10 protein-coding genes are annotated in these 17,850 nt (G+C 33.4%); 9 read left to right on the top strand and 1 reads right to left on the bottom strand.

The genetic code is table 11. The features are described 5' to 3' along the window. The first annotated feature begins 320 nt into the window (after positions 1-320). The 8 genes from C8P70_RS00295 (at position 321) to secDF (ending at position 15,119) form a co-directional block, all read left to right on the top strand. Positions 321-890: a hypothetical protein gene (locus C8P70_RS00295; RefSeq protein WP_133711351.1), complete on the top strand. Its 570-nt coding sequence runs from the start codon at positions 321-323 to the stop codon at positions 888-890. A gap of 161 nt (positions 891-1,051) precedes the next feature. Continuing rightward, on the top strand, positions 1,052-3,238 hold the full coding sequence (locus C8P70_RS00290; RefSeq protein WP_133711350.1) for a glutamine synthetase III family protein: 2,187 nt from the start codon (positions 1,052-1,054) through the stop codon (positions 3,236-3,238). Positions 3,239-3,458: 220 nt separating this feature from the next. After that, a complete protein-coding gene (locus C8P70_RS00285; protein ID WP_133711349.1) occupies positions 3,459-6,482 on the top strand; it encodes a tetratricopeptide repeat protein in 3,024 nt (1,007 codons plus the stop codon). A 23-nt stretch (positions 6,483-6,505) separates the two neighbouring features. After that, complete coding sequence (locus C8P70_RS00280; protein ID WP_133711348.1) at positions 6,506-8,242, top strand: TonB-dependent receptor; 1,737 nt, start codon at positions 6,506-6,508, stop codon at positions 8,240-8,242. Positions 8,243-8,385: 143 nt separating this feature from the next. Next, positions 8,386-8,838: a hypothetical protein gene (locus C8P70_RS00275; RefSeq protein WP_133711347.1), complete on the top strand. Its 453-nt coding sequence runs from the start codon at positions 8,386-8,388 to the stop codon at positions 8,836-8,838. 146 nt (positions 8,839-8,984) lie between these two features. Continuing rightward, positions 8,985-10,925, top strand: coding sequence for a DNA topoisomerase (ATP-hydrolyzing) subunit B (gyrB, locus tag C8P70_RS00270; RefSeq protein ID WP_133711346.1), 1,941 nt, complete (start codon positions 8,985-8,987; stop codon positions 10,923-10,925). A gap of 117 nt (positions 10,926-11,042) precedes the next feature. Beyond that, the gene (locus C8P70_RS00265; protein ID WP_133711345.1) at positions 11,043-11,978 is read left to right on the top strand and encodes a malate dehydrogenase; all 936 of its coding nucleotides are present in this window, start codon (positions 11,043-11,045) and stop codon (positions 11,976-11,978) included. A 138-nt stretch (positions 11,979-12,116) separates the two neighbouring features. Beyond that, on the top strand, positions 12,117-15,119 hold the full coding sequence (gene secDF / locus C8P70_RS00260; RefSeq protein ID WP_133711344.1) for a protein translocase subunit SecDF: 3,003 nt from the start codon (positions 12,117-12,119) through the stop codon (positions 15,117-15,119). Positions 15,120-15,512: 393 nt separating this feature from the next. Here secDF and C8P70_RS00255 read toward each other — a convergent pair whose 3' ends face one another. Continuing rightward, a complete protein-coding gene (locus tag C8P70_RS00255) occupies positions 15,513-16,688 on the bottom strand; it encodes a proline dehydrogenase family protein (RefSeq protein ID WP_133711343.1) in 1,176 nt (391 codons plus the stop codon). A gap of 94 nt (positions 16,689-16,782) precedes the next feature. Here C8P70_RS00255 and aroB point away from each other — a divergent pair, with 94 nt between their 5' ends. Beyond that, positions 16,783-17,850, top strand: coding sequence for a 3-dehydroquinate synthase (aroB, locus tag C8P70_RS00250; protein WP_133711342.1), 1,068 nt, complete (start codon positions 16,783-16,785; stop codon positions 17,848-17,850).

Raw genomic sequence — 17,850 nt, 5'->3', positions numbered from 1 at the left:
ATGAAAAACTATGCAAAAAGCTGAAATACAGTATATTAAAAATATCTTTCCTAATGTTTAAAAGTAACGTTTTAGTAACCTTACTTTTGCATAACCTCGCTTTTTTCTGCTTTTTACATCATTACCAAAAAATCAAAAAACGATTGTAAAGCCTTTATTTACAATCGTTTTCCCTGTTATTAATCTTTAATGTATTTTTACTGAAAATTTATTTTAAAAATTTACTTTGCTACTTACAAATATTAAAAAAACCTTAATTAAATCGTCATTTTAAAAAATGTATTATAACTTTGGATTTAAAGATTAAAAGAAAACAGATTATGAAAAGAATGGCAATGTTATTTGCACTGATTGTAAGTGGAATAATTTTTAGTAATTGTGAAGGACCGGAAGGACCTCCCGGACCAACAGTATATCCGTATGTAACAGATATAAAATTGAATTTTGACGGAGATTTAAATGCTAATATAGCTAGTCAGCTTGTTAAACATGATGTAAAATTATATCTGGGTGATGTAGTTTTAATTTTTGTAATGGAAGACACCGATAACAAAGGAAATCCTATTTGGTCTCCCTTACCTCAGCGATATTTTGTATATGACAACGCAACGCAGCAAGATGAAGAGTTGGAATACATTTATAACTATGGAGTGAATGATTTTGAAATTATAGCAAGGGCTACAGCTCCTTTAGGGATTTTTAACGGAAACGGAAGTCATCCAGGGTTTTTAAAGAATATGATTTTTAGAATTATATATGTGCCCGGAGCTGATCCTGTTCAAAAATTTAACTCGACTAACAGCGGTAATTCAGAAATCCACCCCCTGAGCTATGATGAAGTTGTAGCAAAATATAATTTGCAGAATATAAGTGTGGTTAAAAAATATTAATCACTTTCTATTTGGAAGATAGCAAAAAACAGTTTAATCAAATTTGATTAAGCTGTTTTTTTTATTTGATATAAAAAATAGAGGGGTATATCGTGTTTTTAATGATTTTATTTTACTTTTGCTGTGTAAAAATAGGGGGTACTCATATAAAAATTGTATTTATGTCAACATTTCGTTTTCGGGCTATAGAAAAAGCTGCATCAAGAGTAGCTGTAAAAGTAGAAGAATTAGGAAGAAAATCATTGATTTTTGGGGATAATGTATTTAATGATAAATCAATGCGTCAGTTTTTGACGCCTGAAGCTTATCAAGCTGTAAAAAATGCGCAGTTTGGAATAAAAATAGATCGGAAGCTTGCAGATTATATTGCTTTGGGAATGAAAGAATGGGCTTTGTCTAAAGGAGTCACCCATTACACACACTGGTTTCAGCCTTTAACGGGAATTACGGCAGAAAAACACGATGCCTTTTTTGAAACGCAATTTGACGGTGATCCGGTTGAAAAATTCAATGGGAGTCAATTGGTTCAACAGGAACCGGACGCTTCAAGTTTTCCGAATGGCGGAATTAGAAATACGTTTGAAGCAAGAGGATATACTGCATGGGATCCTACTTCTCCGGCATTTATCTTCGGCTCAACCTTGTGTATTCCGACGGTGTTTATTTCTTACACTGGCGAGGCATTAGACAATAAAACTCCTTTGTTAAAAGCCTTAAATGCGATAGATATTGCAGCAACAGAAGTAGCCCGGTATTTTGATAAAAACGTAAAAAAAGTAACTCCTACTTTAGGGTGGGAACAGGAATATTTTTTAGTGGATTCAGCTTTAGCGGCTTCTCGTCCGGATATTTTAACTACGGGAAGAACACTGCTTGGACATACAGCTGCAAAAGGACAGCAATTGGATGACCATTATTTTGGTTCTATTCCAAGCAGAGTGTTAAATTATATGCACGATTTAGAGAATAATTGTATTTTACTAGGGATTCCTGTTAAAACCAGACATAATGAGGTAGCTCCTAACCAATTTGAATTAGCTCCTATTTTTGAAGAGACGAATTTAGCAGTAGATCATAATTCTCTATTGATGGATGTGATGAAAAAAGTAGCTGAAAAACATCATTTTAAAGTGCTTTTTCACGAAAAACCATTCAAAGGCGTAAACGGATCCGGGAAACACAATAACTGGTCACTGGCTACAGATACAGGTGTTAACCTGTTAAGTCCGAGCAAAACGCCAAAAAGTAATTTACAATTCTTGACGTTTTTTATCAATACAATCAAAGCGGTTAATGACAATGAAGAACTGTTGAGATCTTCTATTGCTTCTGCTAGTAACGATCATCGTTTGGGGGCTAATGAAGCTCCGCCTGCTATTATGTCTATGTTTATCGGACAACAACTGACAAAGGTCTTAGAGGAATTGAAAGTGGTCACAGACGGAAAACTATCGCCGGAAGAAAAAACAGATTTAAAATTAAATGTAGTTGGAAAAATACCTGATGTCTTGTTGGATAATACAGACCGAAACAGAACTTCTCCTTTTGCTTTTACTGGTAACAAGTGGGAGTTTAGAGCAGTGGGGTCAACGGCAAATTGTGCCATGCCGATGACGGTTTTAAACACAATTGTAGCTAAGCAGTTAAAAGATTTTAAACTAGAAGTTGACCATTTGATAGAAAAAGAAGGACTTAAAAAAGATGAAGCAATCTTTAACGTATTGAGAGAATACATTAAGCAAAGTGAGCGAATTTTGTTTGAAGGAGATGGATATAGTGAAGAATGGGAAATGGAAGCAGAAAAAAGAGGGTTAAGCAATAATAAAAATACACCTGACGCATTAAAAATAAAAATTGCTCCCCAATCTATCGCAATATTTGAAGAGATGGAAGTAATGACCAAAATAGAAATTGAAGCGCGTTATGAAATTGAATTGGAAGAATATGTAAAACGCCTGCAAATTGAAGGAAGAGTACTGGGAGATATTGCCAGAAATCACGTAATTCCAACTGCAGTCAGATACCAAAATATGGTAATTGAAAACGTCAAAGGATTAAAAGAAATTTTTGGAGAAAAGAAGTTTAAAGATGTAGCTTCCGAACAATTGGTTTTGATAGAAAAAATTTCGCATCACATTGCGCAAATAAGTACTAAAGTAACAGAAATGACAAATGAGCGAAAAACGGCTAACAATATTGAAGACGTTGAAGAGCAGGCAAAAGCATATTGCAATAAAATAAAGCCTTATTTTGATATTATTCGCTATCACAGTGATAAATTGGAAATGATGGTTGACAATGAATTGTGGACTTTAACCAAATACCGCGAATTGTTATTTACCAATTAATAATATTAAATTTAAAAAAAAGCCTTGTTTCAAACAAGGTTTTTTTTTGACTACTTATTTTGATTCTACTTTTCTATAATGAAATAGATTAAATTAATTTTAATAAGAAATAATTTTATAAAACCTTGAAAATATATTGTTCTTTTAGCACAATAATATGTACGTAAAATATGTTTTTAAATAGTATAAATGATATATTTGACATAAAAAATTGAATCAAATGCATAAAATAAATAGATTAGCTTGTTTGTCGCTGGCATTAAGTGGTTTAACAGCAAATGCTCAGCAATCTGCAGGATATACGAATGAGTTGGCTGATTTTAATCACGCGGTAAGTCTTTATCAGGAAGAGCAATACCTGGCAGCACAAATCCTATTCAACAAAGTAAAGCAATCCCAATTAGTTTCGCATAAAGAAATAGAAGCTGATTGCGTGTATTACATAGCAAATTGCGCTATCAGGTTAGATCAGGCAGGAGCAGAGGATAAAATAGATGAGTTTGTGAAAAATTATCCGACCAGTTCAAAGCAAAATCAAGCTTATGTTGAAGTGACGGATTATTTTTTTATGAAAGGAGAGTTTGCCAAAGCACTTCATTACGCATCAAAAGTTAAGGACGAAAGTATTTCGGGAGATAAAAGACTGGATAAGTTTAACTTTGAAAAAGGATATAGCTACTTTTTTATGAAAAATAGAAGCGAAGCTAAAAAATACCTTGAAAAAGTAAATCAAAATGGAGAATGGGGAGAGCAGGCAACTTATTATCTGGGCTATATTGCTTATGATACAGATAATTTTGACGATGCTAAAAAGCTGTTTGGAAAAGTAGAAAGTAAAACAGAGTATAAAGAAAAAATGGGATATTATCAGGCAGATATGAGCTTTAAAACAGGTAATTTCCAAAAAGCTATAGAAGAAGGATTAGTACAGATTAATAAATCTACTCCTGAAGAAAAGTCTGAATTATCAAAAATCATAGGCGAAAGTTATTTTAATTTAAAAGAATACGATAAAGCACTTCCATATTTGCTTGATTATAAAGGTAAAAATGAAAAGTGGAGCAATACTGATTTTTACCAATTGGGATATGCTTATTACAAATCCAATGATTACAATAGCGCTATTGAACAGTTTAATAAAATTATTGACGGAGATAACGGAATTGCCCAAAATGCCTATTATCATTTGGGGGAAAGCTATTTGCATACACATAAAAAAACACAAGCATTAAACGCTTTTAAAAATGCTTCTGAAATGCGATTTGATGCCAATATTCAGCAAGATGCATTTTTAAATTATGCAAAACTAAGTTACGATATCGGAAACCCATATCAAAGTGCACCAGTGGTTTTAAGTGCTTTTATAGAAAAATATCCAAGTTCTCCATACAAGGAAGAAATGGAAAGCTTACTGATTGATTCTTATATTACGTCTAAAAATTTTAAAGAAGCACTGGTTTTATTAGAAAAAAACAAATCAGGAACTAATCGCCTTGCTTATCAAAAAGTAACTTTTTTCAGAGGACAAGAACTATTTGCAGAAGGGGTGTATGAGGAAGCCTTAAAGTTGTTTGATAAATCGCTGTTGGAAAAGCAGGATTTAAAATATACAGCAAGAGCAAACTATTGGAAAGCAGAAACACTCTTTGCTTTAAATCGATTTAGTGATGCTGTAAAGTTTTATGAACTTTATAAAAATTCGGCAGAAGCCAAAGAAACACCCGAATATAAAAATTTGAATTATAATTTGGCGTATGCCTATTTTAAATTAAAAGATTATCCGGAAGCGGCAAAGCATTTTCAGAATTATACTCAAACCAATCCTAAAGATGTAAATCGCCGCGTAGATGCTTACCTTCGTTTAGGAGACTGCAATTTTGTTACAGGAAAATACTGGCCTGCAATGGAAGCGTATAATAAAGTAATTGAAAGCAATACATCGGATGTTGAATATGCGCGTTTCCAGAAAGCTATTTCTTATGGTTTTGTGGATCGTCATCAACGCAAAATAGAAGATTTGACTTTATTTGTCAAAGATTATCCAAAATCAAATCTTGCTGATGATGCACAATATGAAATCGGAATTACTTATGTAGTGGTGGGCAATACATCTAAGGCTTTAGCTGCGTTTGATACATTATTAAAAGTGCATCCTTCCAGTTCATTTAAAGCCAGAGCAATTCTGCGTCAGGGACTTATTTATTATAATGGAAATAAAAGTAGCGAAGCTTTGGATAAGTTTAAAAAAGTAGTTGCTGATTATCCCGGATCATCAGAAGCTATTGAAGCGGTCCAAAACGCTAAACTCGTTTATATGGATACAGGAAAAATGGATGAATATGCTACTTGGGTAAAAGGACTTTCGTTTGTGGAAGTTACCGATACTGAATTAGACAGAGATACTTATGAATCGGCAGAAAAGCAATATGTTCAAAATAATACAGATGCAGCTATAGCAGGTTATAAAAAATATCTTCAAAATTTCCCGAATGGTTCAAAAGCTTTACAAGCTCATTTTTATTTAGGACAAATGTATTTTGCTGCAAAAGATTATAGCAATGCTGAAAAGCATTATAACAGCGTGGCACAAGAAAATAAAAATGACTTTACAGAAATAGCTTTGGCGCGCTTAGCAGAAATATATTTAAAAGAAAAAAATACCGAAAAAGCGCTTGTTGTTTTAAAGCGCTTGGAAAACGAAGCTGTCCAAGAACAAAACAAGGTTTTTTCAGGATCAAATATAATGAAGATTTATTATGAGCAGAACGACTATGCCAATGCATTGAAGTATGCAGAACGAATACTGCAAATGTCAAAGGCAGATGCTAAAGTAAAAAACGATGCACAGATAATTATTGCTCGAACTGCCTTTAAAAACGGAGAAATAGAGAAGGCAAAAAAGGCTTATGCAGATATATTAAAATCAGCGAAAGGAGAGTTAGCAGCAGAAGCACTGTATTATGATGCTTACTTTAAAAACAAGGAAAGCAAATTTGAAGCTTCTAATGAAAGCGTTCAAAAAATAGCTAAAGATTATTCCGCATATAAATATTACGGAGCTAAGGGACTGATAGTAATGGCAAAGAATTTTTACGCTTTACAAGACAGCTATCAAGCTACTTACATTTTGGACAATGTAATTAAAAACTTCAGCGAGTATAATGATGTAGTTACAGAAGCTCAAAAAGAACTTGATTTTATTAAAAAAGAAGAAGCTAAAAGAAATTCCTCGATTTCTCAATAATGTGCAATTTTTGACTAAATACTATGAATAATAAAAAAATATATACAATTGTGTCTTCTGTACTTTTCATGAGTGCAAGTGTAATAGCACAGGAAAAAGAAGCCAATTTAGGAACAGAAACGGTAGAAGTGGTAAGAGCATATGACGCAACTATTTCCGATGCTTTTAAGATAAAAGAAACTCCGGATTTGGAAGGAGATACCGATAACAAAAAAAAGGAAGTGATTTACAGAATTAACTCTTTTCCTGTCGCTTCAACTTTTATTCCGGAAAAAGGAAAAGCCGCCGAAGTAGAAAAAGGAAGTCAATTAAAAGCCTTTAATAATTACATATTATTTGGAGCAGGAAACTATACCAATTTAAATGGAGAACTCTTTTTGAGCGGACAGTTGGATGAGTCGAGCTATGTAGCGGGATTTCTTAGTCATTTTTCAACTCAAGGTGGAGTTTCCGGGCTTTTGTTGGATGATGATTACTCTAAAACAGAAGGAGCTTTGATTTATGGCGGACAAAAACAAAATTTTGGATGGAATGCCAAAGTAGGAGGAATGTACCAGACGGCAAACTGGTACGGATTGCCCTTAGATATTTTAGATACAGAAATAACTAAGGAAACACTTGCAAAAATAAATCCTTTGCACAAATACAACAATATTTATGCAGAAGCAGGATTTGAATTTAGAAATATTCCCTTTACAAATCTCGATATTCACTATAATCATTTTGGAGATGATTTTAGCACGTCGGAAAATCGCTTTTGGGTAAAACCAAAAATTAAAACAGCGTTTGGTATTAATGTGGCACAATTAGGTTTAGTGTTGGATTATGTAGGAACTACTTATAAAAATACAGGTTTGACAACTGGTAATATGGAATTTACTCACCTTAATCTAGGAGTCGAGCCCAGTGTTGTGTTAAGAGATGAAGATTATTCTGTTCAATTAGGAGTAGGGGTGTATTACAACAACGGAAAAGTAGCGGAGAAAACCGAAAATAATATATACATATATCCGCAAGTAAAAGCATCGTATGATTTGGTTAAAAATATAGTTATTGCTTATGCAGGACTTGAAGGAGGTTTAAAGCAAAACTCTTATCATTCTTTTGTAGAACAAAACCCTTTTGTTTCGCCAGATTTGCTTGTAGCACCAACCGATCAAAAGTATAACGGTTATGTAGGAATGAAAGGAAAGTTGGATCATATGATTTCATATAATATTAAAGCATCTTATACAGAAGAAAGAGATAAACCTTTATTTATGCTTAATGCCTGGAATAGCGTAACTGCTCTAAAACCTTATCAATATGCTAATTCATTTGGAGTAGGATATTACGACCTTAGAACCCTAAACCTTTTTGGAGAATTGCGCTTTGACTTTGAAGAAAATGTTTCTATGAGCATCTATGGGGAATATAATAACTATAGTACTGATGCAGAAGAAGCATGGAATTTGCCGGATATAAAAGCCGGTGCAGATTTTAAATTTGACATCACTGATCAGTGGTTTGCCGGAGTAGATTTGTATTATGTAGGAAAAAGAAAAGATTGGTACGAAAATGCAGATTTGATGCAAAGTAAAATAGTCAATGTAAAGAGTTATGCAGATTTTAATTTAAAAGTGGGATACCGACCAACTAAAAATTGGACGGTTTTTGTAAAAGGGAATAATTTGTTAAACGATCAATACAGTCAATGGAGTAATTTTGATGTGCAAGGAATTCAGGTTTTGGGAGGAGCAATGTATAAATTTGATTTTTAATAAGAGAAATTTAATATTATTAGGAAAATAAAGCGTTTTTGAACAAAAGTAAGCTCAATTAAGCAGTGTTTTTATTTTTTTGATTAGGATTAATGGATTATTTTTGCGCTACAACAAAAACAACCAGCTAAATAGAATATAAAATGACTACACTAAAACAAAAGCTGAAAATGATGTGTCTTCAGCGGCTTAATGATAAAATAGATGCTTTTCAGAGTATTGTTGAAGAATTATCGTTAGGTGCACAAAATGACGCCAAAAGTTCTGCAGGAGACAAACACGAAACAGCTTTGAGTATGATGCACTTAGAACAAGAAAATCTCAGCAAGAAAATTCAGGAATGCTTTGATCTAAAAGATGTTGTTTCTAAAATAGATGAAAATAAGCAAAGCGAAAAAGTTGAATTTGGAAGTGTAGTAAAAGTAAATACGGTGCATCTATTCTTTTCTGCGGCACTGCCTAAAATAGTAGTGGAAGAAATCTCGGTTTTGCCAATATCTGTCGATGCACCGATAGCCAAAGAATTGTTGGGCAGAAGACTGAAAGATACATTTGTTTTTAATAATTGCGAATTTACAATACACCATTTAGAATAAGTCAATAAAGGAATAAAAACAGGGTTCGTGCAACCCTTTTTTTTATCCGTTTTTATTGTGTACTCATCAAATATAAAAGTATACTTAACTTGATAAAGTCTATCAAAAACCTTATATTTGTACGTTATATATTTTAGAATTTAATTATGAGCCAGGAAATAAATAAGAATAATTATTCAGCAGACAGCATTCAGGCCCTTGAGGGAATGGAACACGTGAGAATGCGTCCTTCTATGTATATTGGAGATGTTGGCACAAGAGGTCTTCACCATTTGGTTTACGAAGTTGTGGATAACTCTATTGACGAAGCATTAGCGGGATATTGCGATACTATTCAGGTAACTATTAATGAAGATAATTCAATTACAGTTGAAGATAACGGGAGAGGAATTCCGGTTGGTATTCATAAAAAAGAGGGGGTTTCTGCGTTAGAAGTAGTAATGACCAAAATAGGTGCCGGAGGTAAGTTTGACAAAGATTCTTATAAAGTTTCTGGAGGATTACACGGTGTAGGGGTTTCCTGTGTGAATGCGCTTTCCGAACATTTAAAGGCAACTGTTTATAATGACGGAAAAATCTATGAACAAGAATATTCTAAAGGAAAAGCCTTATATCCGGTAAAAGTTATTGGAGAAACAAGTAAAAGAGGAACAGCCGTAACATTTAAACCTGACGGAACTATTTTTACCCAAACTTTAGAATACACTTACGAAACTTTGGCATCCCGTTTAAGAGAGTTGGCTTTTTTGAATAAAGGACTAAAAATCGTTTTGACCGACAAACGTGAAAAAACAGATAGTGGTGAATTTAAAAGCGAAGAATTTTTTTCCAAAGAAGGACTCAAAGAATTTATAAAATTTTTAGACGGCAATAGAGTGCCGATTATCGGTGACGTTATTTCAATGGAACTTGACAAAGGCGATGTTCCGGTTGAAGTTGCCCTGATTTATAACGATACATATGCTGAAAATATTTATTCGTATGTAAATAATATCAATACCCATGAAGGCGGAACCCATTTACAAGGTTTTAGAATGGGACTAACGCGTACACTAAAAAAATACGCAGACGCTTCGGGACTGTTAGATAAATTGAAATTTGAAATTACCGGAGACGATTTTAGAGAAGGACTGACGGCCATTATATCTGTAAAAGTGATGGAGCCTCAATTTGAAGGACAAACCAAAACTAAATTAGGAAACAGAGAAGTTGTTTCGCCGGTAAGCCAGGCGGTAGCAGAAATGCTTGAAAACTATCTGGAAGAAAATCCAAATGATGCTAAAATTATAGTACAAAAAGTAATATTAGCAGCCCAGGCCAGACATGCAGCTAAGAAAGCCCGTGAAATGGTTCAGCGCAAAACCGTTATGACGGGAGGAGGACTTCCCGGAAAATTGTCGGATTGTTCTGAACAAGATCCTACAAAATGTGAAGTATTTCTTGTAGAGGGAGACTCTGCAGGTGGTACAGCAAAACAAGGAAGAGATCGAAATTTTCAAGCTATTTTGCCGTTGAGAGGTAAAATTTTGAATGTTGAAAAAGCGATGGGGCATAAGGTTTTTGAAAATGACGAAATTAAGAATATCTTTACTGCTTTAGGAGTAACTATTGGTACAGAAGAAGATAGTAAAGCTCTGAACTTAGAAAAACTACGTTATCACAAAGTAGTAATTATGTGTGATGCCGACGTAGATGGTAGTCATATTGCTACCTTGATTCTTACTTTCTTTTTCCGATATATGCGTGGTCTGATTGAAAACGGTCACGTTTATATTGCAACTCCTCCATTATATATGGTCAAAAAAGGACAGAAAAAAGAATATGCCTGGACAGATGAAGAACGTATGGATTTGATGGCACAAATGGGGAACGGATCTACAGTTCAGCGCTATAAAGGTTTGGGAGAGATGAACGCTGAACAGCTATGGGATACAACGATGAATCCTGAGCATCGAATTTTAAGAAAAGTGACGATTGATAATATGGGAGAAGCGGATAGAATCTTTTCGATGTTGATGGGAGACGAAGTTCCGCCACGTAGAGATTTCATCGAAAAAAATGCCACTTATGCTAAAATAGACGCATAAATTAATATTAAATATTTTAAGAAAAAGCTGTTTTGAAAAAATGTTATTTAAAATTTGAATAACGATATTTTAAAACAGCTTTTTTCATTGATTATATAAATAAAATAGAATTTGATTATGAAAGTTTCTGTAATAGGGGCGGGGAATGTAGGAGCTACTTGCGCAGATGTTATTGCGCAACGCCAAATAGCAAATGAAATTGTTTTATTGGATATATTAGAAGGAATAGCAGAAGGTAAGGCAATGGATATTATGCAAAAGAATTCTGTTTTTGGTATTGATTCTGTAGTAAAAGGAGTTACCAAACAATATTCAAAAACAGTTAATAGTGATGTGGTGGTAGTGACTTCTGGAATACCTAGAAAGCCTGGAATGACAAGAGAAGAACTTATAGGAATTAATACAGGTATTGTCAAATCTGTGATGGAAAATGCCATGACGATTTCTCCTAACGCTATATTTATTATTGTTACTAACCCTTTAGATACAATGACTTTAGCAGCATTTATGACCTCAGGTCTGTCAAAAAATAAGGTGATTGGCATGGGAGGAGCATTGGATTCAGCAAGATTCAAATATTTTTTATCTCAACAAATTCAAAAACCAATAAGTGATATTGATGCTATGGTGATTGGCGGACACGGAGATACAACAATGCTGCCTTTAATGCGTATGGCTTCTTATAGAGGAATTCCTATTACTGAATTGTTGAACGAAGCAGAACAAACAGAAGTAATAGATAAAACAATGAACGGCGGAGCTACTTTAACTAAATTATTGGGTACTTCCGCTTGGTATGGTCCTGGAGCAGCGATAGCAAATGTGGTGGAAAGTATTTTATATGATCGGAAAAAACTGATTCCATGTTCAGTTTTTTTACAAGGCGAGTACGGAGAAGAAAATATCTGTATCGGTGTGCCCTGCATTATAGGAAAAGAAGGAGTTGAAAAAATTGTGGAGTTAAAATTGAATAAGTCTGAAAAAGAAAAATTTGATTTAAGTGCTAAATCTATCAGAGAAACTAACGGCGAATTAAGAAATATTTTAACTTGAAAATTAAAAGTTATAATAGAAAAAACAGCTTAAAATACTTCTTTTTTTGATAATATTCTTATCAAAACAATTGGTTAATGATTGTGTATATCATATATTTGCTCGTTTTAAAAAAATAAATAATTAATTTTAATAATAATGCAGAACAAAGGACTCGTTAAATTTTTTGCAATTATTTTTGCATTGGTAAGTATTTACCAACTATCATTTACCTTTGTTACCAGTCACTATGAAAAACAGGCAAAAGCCTATGCAGATGGTGATTCTCAAAAAGAACTTCATTACTTGGATTCTATTGGTAACCAAAAGGTTTTTTTAGGGCAGACTTTTAATGAAGTAAGAGCTAAACAAATTAATAAAGGTTTAGACTTGGAAGGGGGAATAAATGTAACATTACAAATTTCCATCAAAGACATTTTAAAAGGCTTGGCCAACAATTCTAAAAATGCTGTTTTTAATAAAGCTCTTGCAGAAGCAGAGTCTCTGAGACAGGGAAATCAAAGTTATCTCGATGCGTTTTACGTAGCTTTTGACAAAGAATCAAAAGGAGCTATTAAATTAGCTTCCCCTGAAATTTTTGCCAATAGAAATTTAAGCGAGATTACGATAGACATGTCTGACAACCAGGTAAAAACAGTGTTGGATAGAAAGGTGAAAGAGTCTATAGAAAGCGCTTATCGCGTTTTTAGAGAGCGTATTGATAAGTTTGGAGTAACACAACCTAATATTCAAATGTTAGGAGATACCGGACGTATTTTAGTAGAACTTCCGGGAGCTAAAGATGTTGACCGAATTAAAAACTTATTGCAAAGTACAGCTCAGTTAGAGTTTTGGGAAACTTATAAATCAGAAGAGATTTCAAATTATTTGTTTGCTGCTAACGAAGCATTAAAAGCAGATAAGAAACCAATCAAAACTAATGAGGTAGCTGAAAATACTGAAGAAGAAAGTAATGATTCTGAAAAATCTGATATTGATGCTCTTTTAGGAGGAGTTGAAAGAGATTCTACTGGAGCGGTAAAGTCAGAAACAGAAGATTTTGGACCATTATTTAGTTTATTTGTAGGAGGAGGACATCAGGGAAGCCCTATTTTGGGATATGTACAGACTAAAGATACGGCAAAAGTAAATACGTTCTTAAAAAGACAAGATATCAAAAATTTACTGCCTGCAGATCAGAAATATGCTCGTTTTGCATGGGGTAAACCAAGTAGAAAAGCTCCGGATATAGTAGAACTTTATGCTTTAAAAACAAACCGGGACGGTGTTCCCCCATTAAGTGGGAGTGTAGTTACAGGAGCCCAGGATGAGTTTGATAATTTTGGACGTCCGGTCGTAGGAATGCAAATGAGTCCGAAGGGCGCCAAAATTTGGGAAGAATTAACAGGAAAAGCTTATACAGAACAATCTAATATTGCTATTGTATTAGATAACGTAGTTTATTCTGCACCGGGAGTAACAAGCGGACCAATTTCGGGAGGAAGATCTTCTATTTCAGGAGACTTTACTGTTTCTGACGCAAAAGATTTAGCTAATATATTACGGGCTGGTAAATTGCCCGCAGGAGCGGATATAGTTCAATCTGAAATTGTTGGTCCATCGTTGGGACAACAAGCAATTGATGCAGGAACATTGTCTGCCATTGCAGGGTTAATTATCGTTGCAGCATGGATGGCTTTTTATTATGGCAGAGCCGGATGGTATGCCAATATTGCTTTGCTAGCCAACTTGTTGTTCTTATTTGGTGTATTAGCAAGTTTAGGAGCTGTATTGACTTTACCAGGAATTGCAGGTATCGTATTAACCATGGGAACCGCTGTAGATGCTAATATTATTATTTCTGAAAGGGCAAAAGAATGCTTGCGCAAAGGAATGAGTTTAGCAGATACAATTAAAGAATCCTATAGTTGGCACGGTGCTATGCGTCCTATTGTGGATGCTAACGTAACACATATTCTTACAGGAGTAATTTTATTTGCCTTTGGTTCAGGACCAATTAAAGGATTTGCTACTACTTTATTAATTGGTATTGCAACTTCACTTTTTACATCTATCTTCATTGCACGTATATTTATGGATAGAGATGTAAAAGCAGGTAGAAGTTTAGCTTTCTCAACAAGTATTACTAAAAACTGGTTTACTAACTTCCATTTTGACTTTTTGAAAGTGAAAAAAATCACTTACGGGCTGTCAGCTGTAATTGTAGTAGTTAGTTTTATTTCGTTTTTTACCAATGGATTTGATGAAGGAACTGATTTTGTAGGAGGGAGGACTTTTCAGGTGAAATTTGATAAGCAAATTTCAGCTAATGAAGTAAGCGAACAATTGCAAAATGTTTTTGGAGTTAATGTAGAAGCCAAAGTGTTTGGTAATAAAGAGCAATTGAAAATTACTACCAAATACAAAGTAGAAGAGGAAGGAGCGGCTGTGGATCAGGAAGTAAATGAATTACTTTACAAAGGATTAAAGCCTTATTATTCTTCAGATATTTCATACGATCAATTTGTAAATGCGACAGAAGGTAAAACTTTAGGAGTTATTCAAGCTTCTAAGATTGGACCGAGTATGGCAAAAGACGTAAAACAAAATGCATATTGGGCAGTTTTAGGTTCTATGGCAGCTATATTTGTGTATTTAGTTATCTCCTTCCGTAAGTGGCAATATTCGTTGGGAGCAATTGTATCAGTTGCCCATGATGTTATTTTTGTATTAGGAATTTATTCTTTGACATACAAAATCATGCCTTGGCACATGGAAATTGACCAACATTTTATTGCAGCAATCCTAACGGTTATCGGTTACTCTATGAACGATACTGTAATTGTTTTTGACCGTGTGCGTGAATATATTGCCGGTAAAACAAAAGGCGATTTCAATAAGATTGTAAATGATTCGGTTAATACAACTTTATCAAGAACAATCAATACCTCTTTGACATTGATTCTTGTATTATTGATTATGTTTATTTTTGGAGGAGATTCAATCAGAGGATTTATCTTTGCTATGTTGATAGGTATTATTGTAGGAACTTATTCTTCATTGTTCCTAGCAACCCCAGTACTGGTTGATACAATGCCTAAAAAAGACAAAGAAGAAATAGAAAGAAGACATAAAGAAGCTCAAGAGGAGTTAGAAGAATAAATAAGCTTATTTTATATACGTTAAAAAGGTTATTTTTAGAAGATTTTCTGTTTTCTAAAGCAATAAGAAAGAGTATTTTGAGTTATAGTATTAGAAAATCATTTTTATAAAAATTTGTTGATAAATAAAAATTTATCTAATTTTACTTTCTTTAATTTAGGCTTACTTTAAATTAAGTATAAGGTAACAGGAGCAATTTGAAGATAGTTGCATTCAGTTTTGAATAATTTTTTGACTTCAAATCGACCCAATCCTACAGTAAGTCTACTAAATAATTTTCTGTTTTCGTTGTTTACTGTTACCTCTTTATAATGAATGTTTTTAGAACAAAAGAAGGGGAATCTACTAGTAGATTCCCCTTCTTTTGTTTATTATATTGAAATATCAAAGCTATTACTTTGCTTTTCTCCTTTTAATCTCTGTTTCGATAAGATCCAGTTCTCTATTAGTTTGACCTTTTACTGAAGTATTTTCTTCCGCTCTTCGGATTAAATAAGGAATCACATCGCGGACAGGGCCGAAAGGTAAATATTTGGCTACATTATATTTTTCTTTAGCTAAATTAAAACTAATATTATCACTCATACCATATAGTTGTCCAAAAAATAATCTTTTATCATTGTGGGAAATATTGTGTTTTTTCATTAATTCCATTACTAAATAGGAACTATTTTCATTATGAGTACCTGCGAATAAAGCCATTGTTTCTATATTTTCAATCATAAATGTAATGGCTGCATCATAATTAATATCTGTAGCTTTTTTGTCTATACATATTGGAGATTTATAACCTTTTTGACTTGCCCTTTCTCTCTCTATTTCCATATAAGCACCTCTGACTACTTTCATTCCAATGTAAAAATTCTCACTTATGGCAATAGAATGTAAATCTTTAAGATATTGTAATCTATCCCAGCGATACATTTGAGCTGTATTAAAAATAACGGCTTTTTCCTTATTGTATTTGCGCATCATATCTAACACTATGTCATCTGCGGCATCTTGCATCCAACTGTGTTCTGCATCTATTAGTAATAAAACATCATTGTCGTAAGCAAATTTACAAGCTACATTAAATCGATACAGTATGCGTTCCCATTCAGCTTCTTCTTCTGACGATAAAAGTTTGTTTTCGCCTTTTTTCTCAAACATAACAAATCGACCAAATCCGGTAGGTTTAAATACAGCAAATGGAATAGCGTCAGGGCGTTCTTTGGCTAATTCAATCGTTTTTAGCGTCATATTTAATGCTGCATCAAATTGCTTTTCTGTCTCTTTACCTTCTACCGAATAGTCCAAAACAGAACTAACTCCGCCTTGGGAATACATTTTATCAACTACATGAAGACAATCATTTTCACTAACACCGCCACAAAAGTGGTCGAAAACGGTAGAACGAATTAATCCTGTAACCGGTAAGTGTGTCTTTATAGCAAAATTCGCTAGAGAAGAACCTATTTTAACCAAGCTCGGCTTACTAATCATTTTGAAAAGAAAACGAGCTCTTTTTAATTCTTTATTATTTTTTAGAGCAAAAGCTACTTCTGTGTTATTAAATAATTTATTCATTATTGATACGTAATAATCATTGTGCAAATATAATGACTCTTTTAATTACTTTTTGAATAATTATCTCTTACTTTGTACTAAAGTATATAAGTAAATGAAGAAGATAAAAACGGCAAACTACGACATCTGTTTTGGAATAGAAGGATATGCTGTATTGGGACAATATTTGAATGAAAAAAAATATTCAAAAATTATTATTCTGACAGATAGTAATTGTAATGAGCATTGCCTGCCTCACTTTTTATCTAACTTACCTACTCATATTTTATTTGAGATCATAGAAATAGAACCAGGAGAGGAATTTAAGAATTTAGAGATCTTTACGGGAATATTGCAAACTATGACTGAGTTAGAGGCGGACCGAAAGAGCGTGATGATAACTGTAGGTGGAGGAGTAGTAAGTGATTTAGGTGGTTTTGTAGCTTCTGTATATATGAGAGGAATTGACTGTATCAATATTCCAACCACACTGCTTGCAATGGTTGATGCTTCTGTTGGAGGGAAAACAGGAGTAGATTTAGAAGGAATTAAAAACTGCGTAGGAACCTTTTCAATGCCTAGAATGGTTATAGTAGATACATCATATCTCGAGACATTAAACGGAAGACAGATAAGGGCAGGTTATGCAGAAATGTTAAAGCATGGATTAATTTATGATGCTGCATATTATGATTATTTAAAAGATATTTCTAATATTGATTTTGAAGATTTATCTCTGCTCATATTTCACTCTGTTTATATCAAAAATGAAATAGTCAGTCAAGACCCGGAAGAGTCAGGGCTGAGAAAAATTTTGAATTTTGGACATACTGTAGGTCATGCCATTGAAAGTTATTTTTTGACGCAAAATAATAAAAACCCTTTGCTACATGGTGAAGCAGTTGCGGTTGGAATGGTTATTGAGGCTTATATATCAACACAGCTAAGTTCTTTTTCAAAAGACGATTATGAAGATATTAAAAAAACAATTCATAATATATACGAAAAAGTACAAATACAAGCTGACGATATTGAGCAAATATTAAGTTGGATTAAGTTTGATAAAAAAAACTATAACGGAAATATATATAGCGTTTTGTTATCAAATAAAGGGAAAGCAGAATACGATTTTTTAATAAGTAAAGATTTGGTAATTCGAGGATTTAAAGAATATCTAAAATAA

This window comes from Myroides indicus (genome assembly GCF_004364575.1).
GTDB lineage: Bacteria > Bacteroidota > Bacteroidia > Flavobacteriales > Flavobacteriaceae > Flavobacterium > Flavobacterium indicum_A.
Note: the sequence above shows the minus strand (reverse complement) of the source record. Positions and strands in the feature narration are given on the sequence as shown.